This window comes from Anoxybacillus sp. ST70, assembly GCF_019553625.1.
Lineage (GTDB): Bacteria > Bacillota > Bacilli > Bacillales > Anoxybacillaceae > Anoxybacillus > Anoxybacillus gonensis.
Genome location: NZ_JAHZOF010000005.1, coordinates 64,849 through 88,915 on the forward strand (window position 1 = coordinate 64,849; position 24,067 = coordinate 88,915).

The 24,067-nt window shown below is 41.4% G+C and carries 14 protein-coding genes; 10 read left to right on the top strand and 4 right to left on the bottom strand.

From position 1 onward, the window contains the following. The first annotated feature begins 491 nt into the window (after window positions 1-491). From K1I43_RS08430 to K1I43_RS08460, 7 genes are all read left to right on the top strand, one after another. Complete coding sequence (locus K1I43_RS08430) at window positions 492-725, top strand: Blp family class II bacteriocin (RefSeq protein ID WP_128713019.1); 234 nt, start codon at window positions 492-494, stop codon at window positions 723-725. Between the two features lie 68 nt (window positions 726-793). After that, entirely contained in the window at window positions 794-1,045 is a 252-nt protein-coding gene (locus K1I43_RS08435) for a class IIb bacteriocin, lactobin A/cerein 7B family (RefSeq protein WP_035066086.1), read from the top strand. 478 nt (window positions 1,046-1,523) lie between these two features. Continuing rightward, the gene (locus tag K1I43_RS08440; RefSeq protein ID WP_019417535.1) at window positions 1,524-3,719 is read left to right on the top strand and encodes a peptidase domain-containing ABC transporter; all 2,196 of its coding nucleotides are present in this window, start codon (window positions 1,524-1,526) and stop codon (window positions 3,717-3,719) included. Window positions 3,720-3,731: 12 nt separating this feature from the next. After that, window positions 3,732-5,390 (top strand): beta-barrel domain-containing protein, encoded by a 1,659-nt coding sequence (locus K1I43_RS08445; protein ID WP_019417534.1) that lies wholly within the window; start codon window positions 3,732-3,734, stop codon window positions 5,388-5,390. A gap of 10 nt (window positions 5,391-5,400) precedes the next feature. Beyond that, complete coding sequence (locus K1I43_RS08450; protein WP_012576101.1) at window positions 5,401-6,123, top strand: CPBP family intramembrane glutamic endopeptidase; 723 nt, start codon at window positions 5,401-5,403, stop codon at window positions 6,121-6,123. A gap of 10 nt (window positions 6,124-6,133) precedes the next feature. After that, a complete protein-coding gene (locus tag K1I43_RS08455; RefSeq protein ID WP_019417533.1) occupies window positions 6,134-7,408 on the top strand; it encodes a TolC family protein in 1,275 nt (424 codons plus the stop codon). A 314-nt stretch (window positions 7,409-7,722) separates the two neighbouring features. Further along, a complete protein-coding gene (locus K1I43_RS08460; protein WP_220382644.1) occupies window positions 7,723-13,695 on the top strand; it encodes a pullulanase X25 domain-containing protein in 5,973 nt (1,990 codons plus the stop codon). A gap of 32 nt (window positions 13,696-13,727) precedes the next feature. Here K1I43_RS08460 and K1I43_RS08465 read toward each other — a convergent pair whose 3' ends face one another. Both K1I43_RS08465 and K1I43_RS08470 read right to left on the bottom strand, forming a co-directional pair. Next, window positions 13,728-15,566, bottom strand: coding sequence for a stalk domain-containing protein (locus tag K1I43_RS08465; protein WP_012576098.1), 1,839 nt, complete (start codon window positions 15,564-15,566; stop codon window positions 13,728-13,730). Window positions 15,567-15,653: 87 nt separating this feature from the next. Further along, entirely contained in the window at window positions 15,654-17,576 is a 1,923-nt protein-coding gene (locus tag K1I43_RS08470; protein ID WP_012576097.1) for a 5'-nucleotidase C-terminal domain-containing protein, read from the bottom strand. 185 nt (window positions 17,577-17,761) lie between these two features. Between K1I43_RS08470 and K1I43_RS08475 the strand changes: the two genes are divergently transcribed. The 3 genes from K1I43_RS08475 to K1I43_RS08485 all read left to right on the top strand — a co-directional run bounded on the left by K1I43_RS08475 (window position 17,762) and on the right by K1I43_RS08485 (window position 22,451). Then, window positions 17,762-19,987 carry a S8 family peptidase gene (locus tag K1I43_RS08475; RefSeq protein WP_019417530.1) on the top strand — a complete coding sequence of 742 codons (2,226 nt, stop codon included), beginning with the start codon at window positions 17,762-17,764 and terminating at the stop codon, window positions 19,985-19,987. A 261-nt stretch (window positions 19,988-20,248) separates the two neighbouring features. Next, complete coding sequence (locus K1I43_RS08480) at window positions 20,249-21,691, top strand: N-acetylmuramoyl-L-alanine amidase (RefSeq protein WP_019417529.1); 1,443 nt, start codon at window positions 20,249-20,251, stop codon at window positions 21,689-21,691. A 10-nt stretch (window positions 21,692-21,701) separates the two neighbouring features. Next, window positions 21,702-22,451: an S-layer homology domain-containing protein gene (locus K1I43_RS08485; protein ID WP_019417528.1), complete on the top strand. Its 750-nt coding sequence runs from the start codon at window positions 21,702-21,704 to the stop codon at window positions 22,449-22,451. 18 nt (window positions 22,452-22,469) lie between these two features. On the opposite strand, the gene K1I43_RS08490 is transcribed toward K1I43_RS08485, so the two are convergent. Then, window positions 22,470-23,816 carry a SpoIID/LytB domain-containing protein gene (locus K1I43_RS08490; protein WP_019417527.1) on the bottom strand — a complete coding sequence of 449 codons (1,347 nt, stop codon included), beginning with the start codon at window positions 23,814-23,816 and terminating at the stop codon, window positions 22,470-22,472. Continuing rightward, complete coding sequence (locus tag K1I43_RS08495) at window positions 23,816-24,034, bottom strand: hypothetical protein (RefSeq protein ID WP_019417526.1); 219 nt, start codon at window positions 24,032-24,034, stop codon at window positions 23,816-23,818. The genes K1I43_RS08490 and K1I43_RS08495 overlap by 1 nt, the downstream gene beginning before the upstream one ends. Between the last annotated feature and the right edge of the window lie 33 nt (window positions 24,035-24,067).

Consider the following 24,067-nt stretch of genomic DNA (forward strand, 5'->3'; position numbering starts at 1 on the left):
AGGAATAAGCCTTTTTTCAAGGGGAAGTTTTCAGCAACTGACGTTTCTTATACTTCTCTCCCCTCTTTTTGTAAATTCACTATATAACGGGAATAAAATACTCTTTATGTGGCTCGTTATACTAATCACGTTTAGTAACCTAGGATTAGAGTTTTTTTTGACTAAAAAAAGGGGGAGAAATCCCAAAGAGTATATCGGGATCTTTACAATTGCAAGTATACCAATTAATATGGTGATTTTACTGTTATTCGCTACTTAAAATTGAGAATATAAAAAAATTAGAGAAGAGTGACAGAGGTGAGTAAAAAAACTTATTTATTGCTTGTAATCGTATTTTTTATACAGATGATAGTTCATGGAATACCTTTATTCTCTAACAAAGAAGGTTTTTCAGATAAAAAAATAGTGCTATTGATAGTTTCTTTTTTGGCATTTTCTATTTCTTTTTTTATGTATATGAAGAAAAAAACAAATTAGAAGGATGGATGAGAATGTTCCAAGAATTGAATCATGTTGAGTTGCAAGGTATTGATGGTGGGTCATGGAAATCACATGTTGTTAATTTGGTAGGAGTAGTATCTGGATTTGGAACCACTGGAGCTGTAATTGGTGGATCGTTTGGAGGTCCGCTTGGCGCAGCCGCAGGAGGATTTGTAGGTGCACATTATGGGGCAGTCGCATATGCAATCGGTGTTCTTCTTGACTCTTCTAATAGGAGAAAATGATCAGGGAATAGCACAACAATGCTTTTGAAAATTAAGATCAAAAAAATATGGAAGGGGTTGTTTTTACTATGGAGTTAATGTTAGAAAAAAACGGTTCTATTTCCTTTCTTTCTGAAGAGGAATTAAAAGAAATAGATGGTGGACGCGGTTCATGGACTAATGCAGTTATTGGCGCCGGAACGCTATCTCCAATAGTAGCATCAGCAGTCAGAGGAGCGCAACAAGGGGTCCGATTTGGAAGACTGGGTGGTCCATGGGGAGTTGTGGCAGGTGCAGTTGTCGGTGCAGTTGTTGGTGGATATCTTGGATATGATGGATAAACAGCCTCAATAAATTCTTAGTTTCCTCTATTCATGGTGTTAGTTAAGCACCATGAGTAGAGGAAGAAAGGGAGTTATCGTTGAAAGGGAATACGCACATTTTTGTTATGATCATCATTTTTATTAATATCCTGTTAGGTGCTTTCGTTATTGTTCTAAGGATCTGGGATCCATTGGCGTTTGCGAATTATTTTATGTTTTGTTTAATCGCTTATTTTTATTACGTGAGTAAAAAAAAGATTTATATCCCTTTTTTTATTTTTGAGTTGTTTCTGTTCTCGTTGCTGTGTATTGATGGACTGCTTCCAGAAGGAATCGTTGATGAATCGAATGAAGTGCAAAATACATTTATGATCGTAATAGGATTGATAGTTTTTGGATTTTTAGCATTTGAAACAGTAAAGATAATAAAGAGGGATGGTATGTGATTTTATAAATGTTCTTCTTTCATTTTTTAACTTTTTGAGGTGTAGTTACTATGCTTTCTTTTTTCAACAAATACTACTGCATCAAACAACACGATATAAAAGACTGCGGTCCGGCTTGTTTGGCTACGGTATGCAAACAGTACGGTTTAAAAGTGCCGATATCGAAAATAAGGGAAGTTGCTGGCACAGATAAACAAGGAACGAATTTATACGGTTTAATTAAAGCTGCAGAGCAGCTTGGGTTTACAGCCAAAGGGGTTCGCGGGAATCAAGAAAGCCTTTTTCAACCTTTTCCATTGCCAGCGATTGCTCATGTTATTGTGAATCAAAGTCTACTGCATTACGTTGTCATTCATAAAATTACAAACAAAGAAATTGTTATTGCCGATCCGGCCGAAGGGTTAAAGAAAATGTCGCCTGAGGAGTTTTTTCAAATATGGACGAGGATTCTTGTATTGCTCGTACCAGCCCCGACATTTGAAAAAAGAGACGAAACGAAAGGATTATTTGAGCGTTTCATTGGCATGCTTAAGCCGCAAAAAGGCATTCTTCTGCAAATTTTTTTAGCGAGTGTTTTATTCACGATACTCGGAGTTGTCGGTTCTTTTTACTTTCAGTTTTTAATTGATGATATTTTATCAGAAAATCTCCAAAAAACGTTACATATTTTATCTATAGGCATGATTGTTTTATATACGTTTAAAGTATTGTTGAACGCATTTCGTACATATCTTTTAATTTATTTAAGCCAAAAGTTAGATCTTGGGCTTGTTTTAGGATATTATCACCACGTTTTGTCGCTCCCGATGAGTTTTTTCAATACGAGAAAAGTAGGGGAAATTATTTCAAGGTTAATAGATGCCTCCAAAGTTCGAGATGCCATTTCGGGTGCCACGTTGACAATTATGATTGACACGCTTATGGTCATCATCGGTGGTGCAATTTTGTATGCACAAAATTCGTTTCTGTTCGGTGTGACGGCCTTGTTAGTTCCGTTATATGCGTTGATTGTATGGGCGTTCCGTAAACCGTTTGAAAATGTCAATAGAAAAGAAATGGAGAAAAATGCGGAATTAACATCTTATATTGTAGAGTCAATGAACGGAATTGAGACGGTAAAGGCGTATAATGCGGAAGAAGAAGCGAAGTTTAAAACAGAGCAAAAGTTTATTTCGTTTCTAAAGACTGTATTTTCGCACGGGATGATGAACAATTTTCAATCATCATTAAAAACATATTTGCAACTTGTTGGAGGAATCATCATTCTTTGGGTTGGGGCAAATGAGGTACTAAAAGGAAATATGACGGTTGGACAATTGATTGCCTATAACGCTTTATTAGCGTATTTCCTTGAGCCAATTCAAAATTTAATTAATTTACAGCCAATGATTCAATCAGCCGTTGTTGCGGCAGATCGATTAGGGGAAATTTTAGATTTAGAAATCGAGAAATCAAACAATGAAGAGAAAAAAATAAAAGTGGAAAGTTTAAAAGGCGACATTGTTATGAGAGATTTACAATTTCGTTACGGAACGAGAGAAGTTGTATTGAAAAATATCAATCTTCACATTCGTCAAGGGGAGAAGATCGCACTCGTCGGTGAAAGCGGATCGGGAAAAACAACGCTTGTGAAACTGCTCATGCGGTTTTATGACTATGAAAAAGGAGATATTTTAATTAATGATATCAATATTAAGGATATGGACTTAGAAAGATTAAGACGAAAAATTGCGTATATTCCGCAAGAAAACTTTTTCTTTAGTGGAACGATTCAAGAAAATTTATGTTTAGGGATGGAGGGAGAAGTGTCATTAGAGGAAATTATTGCTGCAGCGAAAGCGTGTCATGCCCATGAATTTATTAATCAACTGCCGTTACGTTATCAAACGATGCTTGAGGAAAACGCGTCTAATTTATCTGGCGGACAAAAACAGCGTCTAGCGATCGCAAGAGCGATTTTAAAAAAGCCTGATATTTTAATAATGGACGAAGCGACGAGCAATCTTGATTCGACAACAGAAAAAGCGATATCTGAAACGATTTATGAATATTGCAGTGAGATAACGACTATCATTATCGCCCATCGTTTAAGCACGATTATGAGATGTGACAAAATTTGTGTCATGGAGCACGGTCATATTATTGAAGTCGGAACACACGATGAATTGATGAGTATGAAAGGAAAGTATTATGAGCTATGGAAAAATCAAATCCCATATGAATCCAGTCAATCGGTACTCATGTAAAGGGTGTGAAAAATGAACGTTTATATACGAGAGATAAGTGAGTTAACGGATAGTAGGGAGCTATTAGAAGCTAAACCGCATCCGTTTGTTCCTATTTTCATTTCTTTGTTATGTTTGTTTGTCATTTCACTTATATTGTGGGCTTACTTCGGAGAGATGGATGTTGTTGCGAAAGCGAAAGCTGTTGTTCGACCAAACGAAAACGTTAGTACAATTCAGACGTCTGTATCTTCAAAGGTAAAGCGTGTCAACTATGTACAAGGAAAGAAAGTACAGGTGGGAGATGTATTAATTGAACTAGATGCAAGCGAACTTGATGTTCAAAAACAAGTGGTTGAGCAACAATTTGAACAAGCGAAAGAAGAATTGGAGCAGCTACGTACGTTTAAAAAAAGCGTCGAGCAACATAGGAATTTATTTAAAAAAAATAACAATGACTATTACGAAGCGTACATGAAGTATGTTGTAGATTATGAGAAACTGAGCGGTGAACTGAGGCAAATTCGATTAGGATTAATGAAAGAGACACAAGAGTTGCATCGCTCACAAAATGAGGCAAAGGAAAAAGAACAAGTACTTTTTGCGACGCAGAGAGAGCAGAAAATCACTATCCAATCGTTATACGAAGAAACAGAACGGTTGCGTGATGTTATTCAAAATTTACAACGTCTTGAAAAAAGCTATTTAGAAAATAAAAATTATGTAGCGAGTGCTACATCAGTTTATGCGAATCAATACATAGACTTTCACCAAACGGTTTTCAAACTACAAAAAGCGTTACAGCAAAAGAAAGATGAGTATAATCGCTTCGTTTTTTTAGGCGAACAATACATTCCAAAAAGTAAAATTGAGCAGAGTAGAATAGAGTATGAAATGGCTAAATTGGATTTGGAAAATTATATAAACGGAAAATTACAATCGGTTCGGTTAGAGATAGAGAGGAATAAGCAGAAGTTGAATGAACTCACTATTCAATTACAAAAGTTGAAAAATGCGAATACAATCGAACCACAGTTACAAGGTATTCAATTATTAAAAAACGACTTGCAGCAGAAAACGAAATCGCTATATCAAGAAATTTCTTTGCAGCAGGAGCTGGAGGAAATCTCATTAGCAAAATTTAAGACAGATAAACTAGTAGAGATTAATGAAGCGATAAAGCAACAGGAAAAGCTAGTGAAAGATCTTGAAGGAAAGAAAAAAGACATTGAAGTTCAACTTCGAAACTATCGCATTATTGCACCGATTAATGGAGTTGTTAATATTATAAAGGACGTGAATGAGGGAGATATTATTCACCCCAATGATCCGATTTTAACGGTCATTCCAGATCAACAGTCCCAATATAAAATGATCATTTATGTACTGAATAAAGATATAAGCAAAATGAAAGTCGGTGATAAAGCAAACTATCATTTTGCTGCTCTTCCATATCGAGAATATGGGGAGATCGAGGGAAGAATTGTACGAATAAGCACAGATTCAACGGTTAATCCAGAGGACGGGATAAGCTACTATATCGTGGAAGCAACAGTTCCAAATGAAAGTTTGCAAAGTTATAAAGGAAAAAAAGCAAAGATTAAAGTTGGAATGCAAGCAGAAGCAATTGTTGTTACAGATTCGAAAAAAATTTTGCATTATCTTTTAGAAAAGATAAATTTAAAAGAATAGGAGTGGAAACATGAGTGAATTACTGCAAAAGGAGCAAGAACAAACATCAGTTATAGAAGGAAGAGAAGATGTGTTGTCATGGAAAACAATGATTTTATTTTTTCTTTCGTTTTTTGGAATGTCCTTTGCGGTCGGCTTTATTTTTGGCATTATTGGTGGTGTAACAAATAATGAAGGAATTATGAATATATTTGAAGGGTATATGGGGCTCCTTTTTGATGCGCTTATGTTTGTTGCTGTCCTCTTTTTATTTAAAAAAGTTCGTGTCTTTCTTAAAGGAAGTTTTGACAAAAAGGCAATTTATAAAGGAAAAACGTATTTGTATATCATACTGGCGATTTTTGTGACATTTGTGATGCAATTTCTTTCATTCCGTGTGATTGGATTTGAAAACCCGGAAGCACAAGGGAAAGTAATGGGGCTGCAAGGAGCACAAAGTACCCTCGATTTCGTTCTGATAGGGTTAGCCGTTATCCTTGTATCGCCAATTAAAGAAGAACTTTTGTTCCGCGGTGTTCTCCATCGTTTTTTGGAGAAAAAGTATCATTTTTATGTAGGGCTTATTGTATCGTCTATTTTATTTGGGCTAGCACACTTCAGTTATCCTGTAAATGGTGCGGTCATAGGGATAATTACTGTCGTACTTTATCGATTAACGCAGTCATTATACACTTCAATTTTTTATCATGTCATTTGGAACGCCTTTGTTTTTATTACGATATTGCTTAGTTAGGGGAGAAGGTATGTCAAAGGTAAAGCTATGTTTTTTCATATTTATATTTGTTCTTTTCCCTATGCATGTAAAGGCAAGTGAAGTAAGCCCAAGACAATTGGCATTGAATGATGTTTTAGACGAAGGTGTAAAGCAATCAAACGATGTTCTCGTTTATACGTATAAGTGGGCGATGTTAAATGCACAAAAAGAAGCTGTTCGTGAAAGTCTAAATGAGCTAAAGGAACCGACATTAGAGCCGTTAAAATTGTTACCAACGACGAGAGAGTACTTTTTGACGCTATATCCAAACTATGAGCAAGCATCTGAAGAAGAAAAACAAGTGATTGATCAACAAATTGCTATTCAAATTGCTATTAACCAATCGCTTAATATAATCATTCAGCAAAACTACCAAGCTTCTCAAGAACAGTTAAAGGCTTTACAAAAAGATATACAGGAAAAGAAAAAGCAGTTAGCATCGCTAATAAAAGAATTAGAAAGTAGCCAAAACGTAACGAAAATTGATGAACAAGAAGCCAAGGAGTTTGTTCGATATCAACTTGCGAAAAATTATATTTCCATTTTGTCATACGATGAACAAATCGCTTATTTACAAAAAGAGATTCAATTTTTAGCTGAAGACGTAAAGCGAGTAGAAGCAATGGTCAAGATAGGAGAGGCGAGTAAAGACGAGTTGAGAAAAAAACAACGGGAATGGAAAAATAGGAAGCAGGAGCTAGAAGCTGTTCAGAAAGAAAGAGTGATGTTAGAGTTCCAACTAAAAGTGGACTTAAATATTCCGATGACACAGCAAGTTATGTTTCAACCTATCCCTAATTCTTTTTTTCGTAAGATTGAGGCGCCAAAAGATATGAAGAATCTTCTTCAGCGTTCCTTCACCTATTTAAAGAAGCAAGAAAGTCTTAAATTAGCCAATGATAAAAAAGAACAGGCAACCAACCAAATCGAGAAGCAACAAATGGAGCAGTATGTAAAAATGGCAGAGGCTGAATTGAATGCGACAGCGAAAAATCTAGAAAAATTTTTAGCTAAACGATACAATGAATTTGATCGTTCATATGCAAAATACGAAGATGCATATGATGTGTATCAACAAACGTTGTCAGAGCAAGACTATTACGAAAAACAATGGAAAATCGGTTTGATCTCCGAACATGACTATAAAGGATTGATTTTGAATGTTGACAAAGCGAAGAGGGACTACATGTTAGAATTAATGTTGTATTATTTGCTACAGATAGAAGAAAAGCAGTTTTACAATGGATATATTCCTTTGCCATGAGTGGAACAAAAGAGGGTGTCAACTGCCGTATACGGAACCGTACGTACAGTGATGTGAGAGGACGGAGGTTAATCACCTCCTCCTAATGGGATGTTGATGTGGAATAGTGTGGATGTGAAGCAGATTTACGATCATGATGAACGAGAGGAAGAAGAGTATTATAAATAAACAAAAAATCCAAAAAGTTTTGTTGAAATTTTCGAAATTTTTATGTACGATAATTGGTAAGTGAGACCGTTTGTTACCCCCTTACTATACCCCTTTGTGCAAACGGTTTCGCTTTATAAGTAATTTAAGAAGAGGAGGAAAAGATCGTGGGGAGAAGATGGGAAAAGCATTTTGCTTATTTCTCAATCTTTTTGCTTCTTGTGCAATTGTTTTCATTTAGTGCAATCGTTCGCGCTAATGAAAACGTGCAAAGCCCTGTTGTAAACGGGAATGAAGTGACGTTCCGTTATGTCGGCACAGGGGAAGAGCAGTCTGTGCTTTTAGCCGGATCGTTTAACGACTGGCAAACAAGCGGAGACAAAAAGATTGAATTAACAAAAGAAAGTGACCATATATGGTCAGTAACAAAAACGCTTCCAAACGGAACGTATATGTACAAGTTTGTTGTGGATGGGGCTTGGAAGCCGGATCCATTAAATAAAAATCAAGAAGATGATGGGTATGGCGGGAAAAATAGTGTCGTGACTGTCGGCTCGCCTGTTCAACAACAACGTATTGTCACGCTTGTTGGCAACTTGCAAGATGAGTTAGGACATACAGGCGAATGGGATCCAAAAGCGACGGCTACAGTAATGACGCATGAAGGCGATGGATTGTACACGTTTACAGGAACACTTCCAGCCGGTACGTATGAGTACAAAATCGCAATGAACGGCAGCTGGGATGAAAATTACGGTGCTGGTGGACGTGGGGGCGCCAATATTTCACTGACGTTAGAAAAAGAAACGGAAGTGACGTTTTACTATCACGACCGCACGCACGCGATTGCTGATTCTACATGGTATACGCCAATCCCAAAAGAGAAGCAACCGCGGTTAGTCGGAACGATTTTGCCAGCGATCGGTTATGAAACGGAAGTAAACGGATGGACACCAGAAACATCAACAGCCTTTCTTGTCGATGATAACTTTGATTCTATTTATACGTTCACGGCACGTGTGCCGAAAGGGATGTATGAATTTAAAGTGACATTAGGAAATAGCTGGGCCGAAAACTATCCGCAAGACAATGCGAAATTGAACGTATTGGAAGATGCGACTATTACGTTTTTCTTTAACGATAAAGAAAAATCGTTATATACAGACTATAGCCCAACTGGCTCAGATGGAGCGGTTCAAAAAGATCGTTTAACGCATAACACATGGGATTCGCTATATCGTCAACCGTTCGGTGCAGTAAAAGCAGGGGAAAGCGTGACGCTTCGACTAGCAGCGAAAAAAGGCGATTTAACAAAAGCGAACGTATATGTGAAAAATACAACGACAGGAACAGCGAAGTTATATACAATGAACAAAGTCGGTGTCATCGATGATAATGAGTATTGGGAAGCAACGTTTACGCCAGAAGATAAAGGATTGTATGGATATAAGTTTATTGCGATGGACGGTTCAGCGAAAGCAGAATATGGTGAGGATACACAAGAAGGTCAATGGGGACGGGCGGTTGATAAAAATGCCGAATTGTTTCAGTTGACTGTATATGATCCAAACTATCAAACGCCAGATTGGATGAAACATGCGGTCGTATATCAAATTTTCCCTGACCGTTTCTTTAATGGCAATCCAAACAATGACGATGCCAAATCGAATGCGCGAGGAAATGAACCAGCTGAACATCGTGAATGGTCTCAGCTTCCTGACAATCCGCGCATGAAAGGAACGGCTGGATATGATGGGGACGGCATTTGGTCGAACGACTTTTTCGGAGGAGATATTGCAGGAATTGAACAAAAGCTTGATTATTTACAATCTCTTGGGGTGAATACAATATATTTAAATCCAATTGCACACGCTCCATCGAATCATAAGTACGATGCGAACGACTACAAACAACTCGATCCGATGTTTGGTACACCGGAAGAATTTCAGTCATTTGTGCAAGCGGTTGCATCGCGCGGCATGCACTTAATTTTGGACGGTGTATTTAATCACGTATCAGATGATTCCATTTACTTTGATCGATACGGTAAATATAAAACAGTCGGTGCGTACGAATATTGGTCAGCTGTATATGACTTAATGAACGAAAAAGGATTATCAGAACAAGAAGCACGTGCTCAAGTTGAGCAAAAGTTCAAAGACGAAGGGCAAGAGTTTAGCCCGTATGGTTTTCACCTATGGTTCAATATTGAAAACGAAAAGGTGAACGGCGTATATAAATATCAATCGTGGTGGGGATTTGATAGTTTGCCAGAATTCAAATCGATTGATGGGAATAAAGTGCCATACGCGAGCGAATTAAACAACGAAAAGCTTGCGAACTACATTTTTTATGAAGACGATTCCGTCGCAAAAAGTTGGTTGAAAAGAGGGGCTTCCGGCTGGCGTTTAGATGTTGCCAATGAAGTCGATACAGAGTTTTGGCGAGAGTTTCGTAAAGAGTTGTTGGAAGGGGACTATGATCGCGGGCCGACGCTTCAAGACGGAGAACAACCGTTAATTCTTGGTGAAATTTGGGATGATGCGTCCAAATACTTCTTAGGCGATCAATACGATTCGGTTATGAACTACCGTTTCCGTGGAGCTGTGTTAGAGTTTTTGCGAAACGGAAAAGCGGAAGATATTGATGCACGTTTAACAGCGATTCGTGAAGATTATCCGAAAGAAGCGTTTTATGCGCTTATGAACTTAATTGGTTCACACGATACAGCGCGCGCGGTCTTCTTGCTTGGAAATGGAACAGATTCATATGAACGTGCCGAGCTTGATCCAAACTACAATGAAGAGCTCGGTAAAAAGCGGTTAAAACTTGCGGCCATTTTACAAATGGGCTACCCAGGGGCGCCAACCATTTATTACGGTGATGAGGCGGGCGTGACAGGTTCAAAAGACCCAGACGATCGTCGTACGTATCCGTGGGGAAGTGAAGATCAGCAATTGATTGCACATTACCAAAAAGTAGGTGCTATTCGTACAGCGCATCAAGATGTATTGGCAAAAGGGACGATTGAGACGGTATATGCTAAAGGGGATGTATACGTCTTTGCTCGTCAATATGAAAATGATGTGGCACTTGTTGCGGTGAACCGTAGCAATAGTGAACAGACGGTCGAACTTGATGTCGCCTCACTCATTCCGAACGGAGTAAAACTTGTAGACGAACTGCACGATTCATACGATGTAACTGTGGCGAATGGAAAAGTGACGTTACGTGTTCCAGCGATGGACGGTCGAATGTTATTTGGAAAAGTAACCGTTGATCTCCCGAATAAAGTAACAAACGTGCAAGCGGCAGAGGGGATCGGTCAAGTCGAGCTTACGTGGGAAGGCGACGCCGAAACGTACCGTATTTATCAATCCACATTAAAAGGTGCAGGTTATCAGCTTGTCAAAGAAACGAGCGAAAAAACTGTTGTGATCGATAATTTGAAAAACGGTACCGCATATTACTTTGCGATTACAGCTGTTGATGCAAATGGAAATGAATCCGTGAAAGTAGAAACAAGTCGCGTTGTACCACATTATCCATTAACAGAAGAGCACGTTGCCTTACTTTCCGAAGTGAACGATGGAGTACTTGATTTAGCTACGCCAATTATAGTTGAAGCAAAAGTGCAAATGGCTGATGTAACGAAACATGGACTAGCTGATGGTCTTCGAGCGATTTTACAAGTGAAAAAGCCGAATAGCGACAAGTGGGAAGACGTGCAAGCTGTGTATGATCGTCAAGATGGTGAAGCAAACGTATTCCGTGCATCCTTCACGCCATTACAAGCGGGAACGTACACGTATCGCTATGGATTTACGACAAATATGGGTGGAGACTGGGTGTACACGAACGAAAAAACATTTATGCTTAACGCAAATACAGAAGATACACAAGCACCAGCAAAAGACATTCAGCTCGTTCAACCAGAAGTTGAATCAGGTCAAGTCAATTTATTATGGTCGTTCGTTGACCGTGATGATGATGCATATATGCTTGTCATTGAGCGTAACGGTCAAGTCGTTCATACGACGACAACGGTTGGTACATCGTTTACTGATTACGATGTAGAAAACGGAAAAACATACACGTATGTTGTGAAGTTGTATGACCGCGCTGGAAACTTCGTGTCATCAAATGCGGTGGAAATTACACCGGACATTGTCATGGTTCAAGTGACATTTAAAGTGAAAGCACCAAGTTATACACCGTTAGATACGCGTATTACAATTCCAAACAGCATCAACGGCTGGAACACAGGAGCATGGGAAATGACGCGCGGTGGAGCCGTAACGCCAGATTGGGAGTTTACAACGGAGCTACAAGAAGGCGAAACGATTATTTATAAATACGTAAAAGGTAGTTCATGGGATCAAGAAGGGTTAGCTGATCATACACGTGACGATCAATCGGATGATGATGTTAGCTATTACGGATACGGTGCGATTGGCACGGATTTAAAAGTAACGGTGCACAATCAAGGCAATAACAAAATGGTCATTCAAGACTATATTTTACGTTGGATTGACATGCCTGTCGTTGTCGAAGATGTGAAAAAAGAAGGAGAACGCGTCACGATTAAAGGAAATGCGATTAAAGATGGCGTGTTAACGATTAATAAAGAACGTGTCACGATTCAAGACGATATGTCATTTACGTACACGTTCACACCAGCAGCTAATCAAAAAGAAGCCGCTATCCATATTGAACCGTCTGAACGAAGTCAGTCAGACATCTTTAAAAATGATGGCGGTGCCATTGCGAAAAATACGAAAAACTACGTGTTAAATATCGAAACAAAACAACTGCGCGAAGGTGTATTGTCAGAAGATACAACACCGGGAAGTGGTACAACACCGGGAAGTGGCACAACACCGGGAAGTGGCACAACACCAGGCAGTGGCACAACACCAGTGAAGGGTGAGAACGGAGCGGTTGTTTTACAGCCGAAAGTGGAGATGAAAGAAAAAGACGGCAAAGTAGTAGAAAAAGTGGCAGCGATTTCAACAAATGAAGTGGCAGCGATTGTGAATGAACTGTCGAATGAAAAGAAACAAGTCGTCGTCTCTCTTGGTTCACTAACAAAAGGTGTAGCCACAAAAGTAGATGTGCCAGCTACATTATTTACACAAGTTGCAAATAAACAATCGGAAGCGACGATTGTGAGCGCAAGTGAACAAGCGACGTACAAATTGCCAGTCAAAGAAGTGCAAGCGTCTCTTGCAACGATTGCACAGTCACTCGGTGCAACGGTAGAACAAGTAAGCATCTCGCTTGAAATGAAAGTGAACGATGCGCCGTCACTACGTGTGAAACCGTTGTCTGATGCAGTAGAGTTTCATGTCGTGGCGAAAGCAAATGGAAAAGAACGCGTCATTGACCGGTTTACGCAATATGTCGAACGTGAAATCGTGTTAAAGCAATCAGTCAACGCTAGACGTGCCATTGCGGTGCGCGTGAACGATGACGGTTCACTGACCCCAGTACCGACAACGTTTGTTGGGAACAAAGCAGTCATCAAATCGTTGACGAACTCGACGTATGTTGTTGTGGAAGGCACACATACGTTTAGCGACATCCAAACACATTGGGCGAAAGGTGATATTGAAACACTTGCGGCAAAACAGCTTGTCAAAGGGGTGACGGACACAACATATCGACCAAATGACCGAATGACGCGTGCGCAATTTGCGGTGTTGCTCGTACGTGCGCTAGGGTTACCGAGCGAAACATATGACGGTCGCTTTGCTGATGTGAAGGGAACGGAGTGGTTTAACAAGAACGGTGAATTAGCGTCAGCAGTCAAGTTCGGGATCATTCAAGGAAAGACAGCCCATATGTTTGCACCGGATGAGCCGATTACACGAGCGCAAGCAGCTGTCATGATCGAGCGGGCATTGAAACTTTCATTCGTTGGCTATGATGAAACAGCAAAAGACAAAACGAAAAAAGTGACAGATTTCCGCGATGCAAAACAACTACCAACATGGGCAAAACAGGAGATTGAATCCGTATATCAAGCGGGCATCATGCAAGGACGGGATAGCGGAAACTTTGACCCAATAAGCCATATGACACGTGCCGAAATGGCGAAGGTGTTAGCGGAGTTTTTAACAAAAGGAAAATTGATGTAAAGAAGGAAGGCTTCCAATGCGGAAGCCTCCGTTTACTTCACCGTCGAAACTTCAACCCCTAGCGGCAGTGCGGCTCCGCCTGCATGCATAAATTCAAGCGAGATGACGTCTTGAGTTGAAAAGACGATATAGTCGACAGATGCGGATTGTGAAAATGGCTGAAGCGGTGGGATAACATAGACGACACCGTTTACTTTTACAGCTCCACAATATGCGCCACCGCGAGCGCTAAAGCGAAGGCGGACCGTTTTTATTTCCCCCGTTTCATTTTGAATCGGAAGCGATAGACGGTACGTTAAGCCGTAATGGCCTGGATTGTGCACCGTTTCGGTCGGGTCGCTTAATGCATTGGCAACGGAAAGAAGATGGTCTGTTTTTCCATTTGATATGCTGTAGGCGACTGGTTCGCTATCGATTGTATATGTCGGTAACGTGGCTTCTAACGATGTTCCTTTCCACACGCCACGCGGGTGAGTCGCGTAAGAATCAAGCGGTGCGAGCGTAGGAGAAATCGTTGAGAAATTCGCTGACGAGCCTGTGACGACTGTGCGAATGCGATAGTCTCCTGTACCGTTTTCTTGCTGAATGGTGAAGTCATATAAAAATCCGAGCAGTTGATTGTTTGACACATCAAACGCTTGAATGACTGCGCTCGTTCCTGCTTTCACTTTCACTGTTGGTGCGGTTGTGAGAGCTTGTCGCAGTACTGTTTCGGCAAGTGGTAAACCGACATCGTAATGTCCCCAACTGTTTGGGCTTGTTCGGGACGTTCCTTTTATATTCGTGACAATGATGTCGTTAGAAGAACGATTGTCAACGATAATAGCGACAGTAGCGCGAGTGCCTAAGTTGTTGACGTGCCACCCAAATACGCGATGGTCCATCGTTCCTTGTTGTCCTTGCACGTGATCAAGTGCTAACGTCGCTTGCTGATTTGGCACAGAAACAGGTGTTAACACTTCTGGGTTGTCGCTTATTAATAGACGACGGTCATCAGCCATTTTTGGTGTTGTCACGTGCTGTGGGACAGTAATTGAAGTTTCGGCGATTGGCAGTAACGGACTGCGAAACGTCGTTCGAGGAATCGAGAAAAATAAATCGTTATTTCCGTTTCGAGTCATTTGTGCGCCAAAAACAGTCATGACCCATGAAGCGGATACGTACCATTCGTCGTTTAGTCGAATTGGTGCAAGCGGTGCGACAATTTCATAATCGTCAACGACTAATTGTTTTTTTCCTGCTGAAATTGTCATTTGTCCGCGAGATAAGCGAACGATCATCGTGTCTTCTGTTTCAATCCAATCAACATTCACATCGATCGCTGTTAACAATTTTTTTAACGGAACATATGTATATACCCCATCCGTCATAGCGTTGTTTGTAACTTTCGTTTGATTCACGTACACTGCCCCAGTACTTGTTTGGAGAGTTGACCAAGAGATGCGCACTTCTTTTCCGGTCCATTGCACGTTCGCGTCAAGCGCTTCTGCGATAAAGCGAACAGGGACGAATGTACGTCCACGGTAAATAATTGGAGGGGAATCAAGTGTGACCGTTTGATCGTTGATTGTCGCCGTTGTTGATTGGACGGTAAGAACAATCACTTTTTTATTTTTTTGAACGGTCACTTGTTTTGTATTGGCATTCCAAAAAATATTGGCACCAATCGATTGAGAAATCGCTCGAAATGGCACAAGAACGCGATTGTCCACCATAATCGGCGAAGTATCTGTTTGTATCGCTTTTCCGTTTGTTGTAATTGGGATATGCATAGGTCGAATACTTGTTGCCTCGGTAGCTGTTGGGATAGATGAAAAGATCATGAGGGCAACGAGTGCATATCCAATGATGTTTTTAAACAAAATAACCACTCCTTCCCATGGTATTATACCATAGTCCTTCCTTTTGTCACGTATTTTGGAATTTGAAGTAAAAAAAGACGCCCGGTTGGACGTCTTTTATTGATTCGTGACAGTAATTCTTCCTTCTACTGTTGGAATTGGTTTTTGTGATTGTAAGTAGTTCATGACTACGGTGCTTAATAATTCACCGCTATCAAATTCTATTTTACTTGCGGCGAACATGTCGTAGCCGTCACCGCCTTTTGCGATGAAGTCATTTGTTGCGACAGTGTATGTTTTCGCTTCATCAAGCGGTTGTCCGTTAATTTCAACGGATGTAATGCGCGATCCAGCTGGTTTTGTCGCATCAAATGTGAAACGAATGCCTGACACGTGCGGGAAGCCTCCATTTTGTTCAGGATAGAGTCGCACGCCATGTTCAAGCGCTTTTTTCAAATCCGCCCCACTCATAGATACTTTTACAAGTGTATTGGCGAACGGTAATGTCGTTAAAATATGGTTGCGCGTCACATCTCCTTTTGGAATGGAAGCGCGAATCCCGCCACCATTTGTTAGGGCAACATCCGTTTGTAGCGCTTGGCGCATCGCATCTGCAATGAGATTGCCAAGGTTTGTTTCTTTCGTACGTACATTTGCACGTTCCCCATCTAAGTTGACGTCAATAGTTGCGATGACTTGTTGTAGTGTCGAATCTGTCGTGTTTTTGTACGTGTCTACGATGGAACGGACAGCGGCATCTTCTTGTTTTGTTGTATGATCGCGATATAAGAAGCCGTTGACCCCGATCAGTTTACCTTTGTAGAATAATAAATTCGTTTGTCCGAGTGCTTTTCCGTATTCAAACGCTTGCGAAACGTATGCGTATTTAAATTTTTTCGGCGCTTCAATTGTATCGTGGCTATGACCGCCGAGAATGACATCGACGCCTGATACGTTGTTCGCAAGTTTTTCGTCTGTTTGTAAACCGGAGTGTGATAAGACGACAATGTGGTCTACTTTTCCTTTTAATTCGCTCACAAGTTGTTTTAACGTCGCTTCTTCATCGGCGAATGTAATGCCGACAATGCCAGCAGGATTTGTTTTTACTGCTGTATCTGTCGCTGTTAAGCCGACAAGCGCAATTTTTTTGTTGCCGACTTGTTTAATCGTATAGGCAGGCAAAAACGGTTGTCCGTTTTTATAAATGTTTCCGCTAACGACTGGGAATTGAACCGCTTTCGTTAACTCAAGCAAACGGTTTTGCCCATAGTTGAAATCATGATTTCCAGGAACCATTGCGTCATATTTCATTGCGTTCATTAAGTCGACGACAGCTTGTCCGCTATTTAAGTTGACGTATGTTGTGCCATGGAACGTATCTCCTAAATCAACAAGTAGCGTTTGTTTATTTTTTTGGCGTGTATCTTGGACGATTTTTGCGATTTTTGCAAAGCCCATTTCCCCGTTCTTTTCGTTCGCAATAATGCGGCCATGTGTGTCATTTGTATGAATAAACGTAATTTTTTCAATGTTCGTTTCGTAACGCTTTAAAATGGCTTTCGTTTGCTCAGCTGTGAGCCATTGTTGTGGTCGAATCGTTTTGTCGCTATATCCTTGAAGTAACCCGAGGTGAAGTGCTGCAGCAAGCGATTGTTTTGCCCAAGGTTTTGTCGCTTCTCCATCTTTGTACAATTTAAATACGTTCGTTGCGTAGTGATGGCGAAGCTGTAACGAACGAATGAGAAAGACATACGCTTGTTCACGTGTTAATTTTTCATTTGGTGCAAATGTCGTTTCTGTCTTTCCGCTTGCGATGCCAAGACGAATGGCAGCTTCGACGTAAGGTGCAAGTTGTGGGTCAACGTCTGTAAAAGGAAGGTCTTTTACCTCGCTTTTCACATCGACCCCAAGCGTTGTAATCAGTTGTTGAATAAACTCCCCGCGCGTTACATGTTCGCTTGCTTCTGACGTTTGCGGTTGAAGTACAAAAGCAACGACTAACATACAGATGAGCATGAACCGTTTTTGCATTTTGTGCATACGTTTTCCTCCTCTACTTAATTATGACTCTATTAAATTATAACAAAATTCTATAAAATTTTTTCACTAAAATGTTAAAAAACTATTATTTTTTAGTTAACTCACTACTTTTATACAAGTGCCGTTTTTGTCTATTCATGTCGAAGTGGACGCGATACAATGGAAGTGCATAGGAGGTGGCAAGTGTGAGCAGGTGGTTATGGCTATGTGTTGTTTGCTTTTTATTTCCTTCTGTCGTTCAAGCGGATGAAAAAGAGGAATGGATTGTGCAAGTGCAGCATCCGTCCAATTTCTCCGATATTCAATCATACGTCGTAGATACGGTCGGAACGTTTGCGAAAGTGGTGGTCACAGAAGAAGAACGAGAACACATTTCCCGTTTGCCGTTTGTTTTAAAAATGGAGAAAAATGATATGAAGCGAGCAGCTGTCAATGACCCGTTGTTTTCGGAGCAATGGTCTTTGGGGATGGTTCGTTGGCATTTTCCAACAGTGACATCGGTGAACCGGCTCATTGGAAAAACGATGATTGTTGATGGACGAGAAGAAGTGTATGACGGAGAGGCGTTTTTCGGTGAACATATCGTCATCGCGCTTGGTGAAGAAACATTATCTCGCCTTTCTGTCACAGTGGATCATATCGAAGGACCATGGCGTATACAGGTGAAAGATGAAAAAGGGGCGACGTTAGGGGAGAACGAAGGTGAACTTCCTCGACTTGATGTTCTCATCCCCCGTCCTTCGTCAACGATTCATCTATATGTTACGGCGCCAAATTGGACGAATCGCCCGCGCATCGTGGAATTGAAAGGTGTCAATCATGTCCTTGTTGCGGTTGTCGATTCGGGTGTCGTACAACATGAAGATTTAAACGATCATGTGCTGTATAGTGTAAGCGTTGATTATGCAGAAAACAAGCGCTATGCGGATGATACGTTTGGGCATGGGACGCATGTGACAGGCATTTTAGCTGCTAGCGTCAATAATGGAAAAGGAATAGCAGGACTAATTGGAGATGCGCCGGTAGATATTTTGCCGATTAAAGTGTTAGACCGTTACGGAGTCGGCGGTGATTTTGAAATTGCGAAAGGGGTCAAATATGCGCTTGAGCAAGGCGCTTCGATTATTAATTTAAGCTTAGCCGGTCAAGGAGAAACGGAAGTGTTAAAAGCGGTCATCGAAGAAGCTGTCAAACGTGGTGTGCATGTTGTGGCAGCGGCTGGCAATAGCCATATGCCAACGACAAATATTTATCCGGCCAGCTACCCTGGAGTCATTACGGTCGCAGCGGTTGATCGACAACAAATGCCGCTTTCTATTTCGAATTATGGTTGGGACGTAGAAGTAAGCGCCCCTGGGGATTTTTTAATAAGCACATATCCATCAGGTTATCGGGAGATGCGCGGCACGTCGATGGCTGCTCCGCACGTCTCCGCGCTATTGGCTGTATTGCGCGCAATGTATCCAGAAGAAGATGCGTTTCAACTTCGCAACCGTATATGGAAGACGGCGAAAGATGTATATTGGCGCGGATATGATATGTACACAGGGGATGGAATTATTCAATGGCAACAAGCGATTGCGTTATCGGCTCCGTCAAACATCGACTGGCTGAACTTACAACCGGGACAGCCCATTGAAAAAAATCGTACGTATATGTTAGGTTTGTCTTCGCGTTTTGTAGGGAAAAATGGTCACCTTTTTATCAATGGAAAACTTGTTCACTCATTCGTTATTCATCAGGAGATGATGCCGTTTCGTTTGTTTGATCTAGCGAAACAACAAGGAGACGTGGCGGTTGTCATCACAGATGAACAACAACGAGTGATCGCTTCCGATGTTCGTGCTGTTCCTATTCGACCAACGCCGTTTTCCGATGTAAAGAAAACATATTGGGCGTATAGCGATATTTTACAGGCACAACAACTTGGAATGATACGCGGGTATGAAGACGGGACGTTTCGTCCAAATACCCCTTTAACGCGCGGAGAAAGCATTGTGATGCTTGCTCGCCTGTTCGGTTGGGAAGTGCCATCTTTGTTGTCCGCTCCTTTTGTCGATGTGCCATTGACAGCTACGAATGCGTTGTTAGTAGCAACGGCAGCGGAAAAAGGAATTGTGAAAGGAACGGGAGGAAAAGCGTTGTTACATGAGCAACTGACGCGCGGACAGTTTGCTTTACTTCTCATGCGTGCGCTTCAACTAGAGAACGAGCCGATTCGTTCTGTTTACCCATTTCAAGATGTAACACAACAAGATATGTGGAAAGCGGTGCAGTTGTTAGCGGAACGAGGGATCGTTGCGAAAACGTCATATTTTCATCCGAATGAACCTGTGACGAGAGCGCAAATGTGCGCGATGCTTGTACGCGTTTCGACACTTATTCGACAACATTCGACAAAAACGGTATAAAAAAAGCCCCACCGTTTCCAAATCGGTGGGGAGGCTGACTTAGCAACCAAAACCTTATCGCATAAGTAAGTATAGCCGTTTTTTTAAAAAAAATCACTGAAAAAATAATAACTTTGTTGTATAAAATTGTCGTTCTGTGTCGTTTTTTGTCGAAAAAAGATAGAGACGTGTCGAAAAGAAAAATATGCGTTGTCGGGTATGGAAAAGGTTAGAATTGTTTGTTATGCTTGATGATAGAAAAATGTCGAAAGGGAGAAGAATATGCTGGGGAAACGTCACGTATATTGTCTTTTGATCGTTTTTCTTGCTTTTTTTTCTGTTCCTATGCATAGTTGGGCAAATACAGAATTAAAGCAAGAAGGACGATTTGTCGATGTTGGAGATGGTCATTGGGCAAAAAATGAAATTGATTTTTTAGCACATGCGCAAATTATTAACGGTTATCAAGTTGGACAAACGTCGGTGTTTCGTCCGGCGCAATCGGTGACGCGGGCAGAAGCGGCGAAAATGATCGTCAGCGCTCTCGGACAGACAGAGTGGAAAGACGGAACGTTGTCATTTCAAGATATCCCGGCCAATCATTGGGCGCGTGGCTGGATTGCGCGTGCGGTACAGCTTGGCATTATGGGAGGAGACGGTACGGCGAATTTTCGTCCAAATGACAGTCTTTCCCGCGCGGAAATGAGCATCGTTCTTGTGAACGCTTTTTCCCTTCCGAGCAAAGGTGCTGCGGTTGAGGCTGCTTCCGTATTTAAAGATACGACAGGTCACTGGGCCCTTGCGCACATTAATCGTCTATATTATCACGGTATAGCGAACGGACGGGACGGACAATTTTTTCCGAAAGACGCCATTTCCCGTGCTGAATTTGCGACGTTGTTAGCTCGGACGATTAACGATCAGTTCCGTTTGCCGTTGCCGGACTTAATCGAACAAGGAAAAACGAACATTCAAGGAACGGTAACGACTGCTACGCTTAATGTTCGACAAACACCAGCAGCGACAGGGGTGCTTGTTGGAACATTGCAAAAAGGACAAGTTGTGGATGTGTACGATCTTAATGGCTATTGGGCAAAAATTGCTTATAACGGTCAGTTTGCTTACGTGCATAAAACGTATTTAAAATTGCGAAATATCGCAGGTTCTCCTGTGAAAGGGCGCATTATTGTCGTTGATGCAGGACACGGTGGGAAAGATCCTGGCGCCATGAGCGGAGGAGCGAACGAAAAAACGATTGTGCTTGAAGTGGCGAAATTTGTAAAAGAAAAACTTGAAAAAGCAGGCGCAACCGTTATTATGACGCGAGAGACAGATGTGTATCCGACGTTGCAAGATCGTGTAAATATCGCGAAAAACAACTACGCAGAAATGTTTGTCAGCATTCATACAAATTCGGCGACAAATACAAGTGCGAAAGGAGCAGAAGTGTACTACGATTCATCGACGAATCCGAACGGAGAGGAAAGTAAAAAGTTAGCACAATACATTCAAGAGGAGATTGTCCGCATGGCGAATATGGTCGATCGCGGCGTGAAAAATAGCGGACTTTACGTTTTACGCAACAATAGTGTGACAAGCGTGCTCGTCGAACTTGGATTTATTTCTAACGCAGAAGATCGTGCGAAATTAACGTCAGCCGAATATCAAAATCTATATGCTGAAGCGATTTATCAAGGGATTGTGAAATACTATACATCACAATAGAGGAGGTGGCATGGTGCGCAAGTGGATTTTCCCTATCGTTTTTGTTTTCGTGTTGGTCTTAACAGCGTGCGAGCAGGAACACGCGGGGGCAAGTGAAGAGCAAGAAATTGCAACAGCGCCGTGGACAGAGCAACAAATAGCGGATACGAATAGCCGTTTAAATCAAATCGACGAAAAGATGAAACAATTGGAGCAACAGCTCACGAAAATGAAAACAGCTGCAGAATCGCCGCAAGTGTTTAAAGATGTTCCGCTCGGTCATTGGGCGTATGTTTCGGTCGCTCGTTTATATCGTCAAAACATTGTTGGTGGCGTGGGGGATGGTTTATTCGCTCCGAATCAGGCGATTACGCGTGCGCAAGCAGCAGCAATGCTTGTTAGAGCATTTCAACTTCCGTTATCAAACAAGCCATCGATTTTTGCGGATGTCCCAAATTCTCATCCGTTTGCCCGCGAAATTATGACAGCATATGAGGCTGGTTTTGTCGGAGGGTACCCAAACAATCGTTTTGCCCCCCAAGAGTCCATGAAGCGAAAACATATGGCAATGATTATTCAGCGCGCTTTTCGCTTGCAGGCAACGTCAGCGCCATATGCAGGATATAAAGATGTAACAAACGGAACAGAAGGGGCGCTAGAAATTCGCATTATCTCTCAACATGGGATTGCGGAAGGAAGTAATGGCTATTTTTATCCAGAACAACCGACGACCCGCGCTCACTTTGCTACATTTATGGATCGAGCGCTGCAAAATAAATAGGCTGTGCATGTGCACAGCCTATTTGATTTTTTTTACTTCGATTCCTTTATAGTAGTACTTTAAAATTTGATCGTACGTAAACCCTTTTTCCGCCATTGAACGCGCACCCCATTGGCTCATGCCCAGTCGATGCCCCCATCCATTTCCTGTGAATGTAAATTCAGTTGGCGCGGTTGGATAGTAAATTGTTTCATTTTCTGTACGAATCGAAGCATTTCCGTTTGAAATGATCGTTTGTCCGCTATTTGTTTGAAGTGTGTAGCCAACAATATGATCGACCGTTTGTTCTGAACCGTCCGCAAGTTTTACTTTTACATTGGCATTTCCTTTGACATCGAAAGCAATACTTTTTAATGAAACGCCAAAAAATGAACGAAATGCATCAGGTGATGACACAAACGAAGGTCGCGCTTGCACAGTACGTTTTTGCCCTGTGGCAGGATTGTACATAGTCGCTTCCATTTGTTGCACGCTTCCTGCACTTGTTTTTTGCGTGACACGAAGCGACACGACTTGTTCGTTTGTTAGTTTAAATTTGGATGATACGACATTTGTTGCGACTTTTCCGTTCCATCCGTAATGTGGATTGCTCGCATGACGATCATACGGATCGGAAACAGAGCGAATGTAAGGAACAGCGCCACTCCACACATTTTCGCTATTTTCTGTATTCCCGCCAGAACTTGAATGAAAATAGGCAGCAATCGGCTCATTTTGATATGTTGCATACACACCTGCTGTTTCGTTGACTGCTGCGGTAGATGTTGCTTGTTCTTTTGATTTTCCACCGTACACTTGGCTCGCCACCGTCATTTGCAAAAATGATGATTTTTTCAATTGAGCGTATGCGTAGCTGCGTGCAGCGACAGCTTGTGCTTTTAACGCTTCTTTATGCCAAGATGATGGCATTTCTCCAGGGACAACACCTTTTAAATAGTCTTCCATGTCTAACGTATTAAATAAGTTTGGTGCCGTTTGTCCTGGTGTAATTTCAAACGAACCTCGGTATTTTACAGGTGCTGATGTGCCGTTTGCTTGTTGAATGCTGCCGATCGTGACGTCATGTTGATCGTTTCTTGTCACTTCATCTAATAAAAAACCGCTTGTCGATGTGTAAGAAACACCATTGATCGTTGCGACGACCGATCCGTTCATTTGCGAAAAGGCAATCGGATTTGTAAATGGGATCACTTGTTTCGTTTTCAAATCAATGAGTTGATAGTTTCCATTTACTGTCGCCAGGAACGTTGCGGTCGGCAATAGTTTTACCTTTACCGGTGTCGGATATGTTGCTGCATCAACGGATGTTGGGATAAAAAGAAACATGCTAAAAGCGACTACGATCCATCGAATGCTTTTCATCATTATTTCGCCGCCTCTATTTGTTGTTTCAATTTCTCCACTTCTTGCTCGAGCTGTTGAACGCGCTGTTCAAGTTTCGTGACGCGCTCATTTAGCGGGTTTATTTTTGCCAGCACCCATTCTACACTTGCTAAAACAGGTTCGCTATTTGCCAGTGCTTTTGATGCAGAAACAGTTAACATCGCTGCAAGCACCATCATGACAATCGTTCTTTTTTTCACCGTTTTCTCCTCCCTCATTTCTATTTATCTCAC

Excerpts from the sequence above, each read along its gene's own strand:
- K1I43_RS08455 (WP_019417533.1), top strand. The coding sequence starts at position 6,134 with ATGTCAAAGGTAAAGCTATGTTTTTTCATATTTATATTTGTTCTTTTC.
- K1I43_RS08485 (WP_019417528.1), top strand. The coding sequence starts at position 21,702 with ATGGTGCGCAAGTGGATTTTCCCTATCGTTTTTGTTTTCGTGTTGGTC.
- K1I43_RS08450 (WP_012576101.1), top strand. The coding sequence starts at position 5,401 with ATGAGTGAATTACTGCAAAAGGAGCAAGAACAAACATCAGTTATAGAA.
- K1I43_RS08445 (WP_019417534.1), top strand. The coding sequence starts at position 3,732 with ATGAACGTTTATATACGAGAGATAAGTGAGTTAACGGATAGTAGGGAG.
- K1I43_RS08470 (WP_012576097.1), bottom strand. The coding sequence starts at position 17,576 with ATGCACAAAATGCAAAAACGGTTCATGCTCATCTGTATGTTAGTCGTT.
- K1I43_RS08430 (WP_128713019.1), top strand. The coding sequence starts at position 492 with ATGTTCCAAGAATTGAATCATGTTGAGTTGCAAGGTATTGATGGTGGG.
- K1I43_RS08480 (WP_019417529.1), top strand. The coding sequence starts at position 20,249 with ATGCTGGGGAAACGTCACGTATATTGTCTTTTGATCGTTTTTCTTGCT.
- K1I43_RS08435 (WP_035066086.1), top strand. The coding sequence starts at position 794 with ATGGAGTTAATGTTAGAAAAAAACGGTTCTATTTCCTTTCTTTCTGAA.
- K1I43_RS08490 (WP_019417527.1), bottom strand. The coding sequence starts at position 23,816 with ATGATGAAAAGCATTCGATGGATCGTAGTCGCTTTTAGCATGTTTCTT.
- K1I43_RS08440 (WP_019417535.1), top strand. The coding sequence starts at position 1,524 with ATGCTTTCTTTTTTCAACAAATACTACTGCATCAAACAACACGATATA.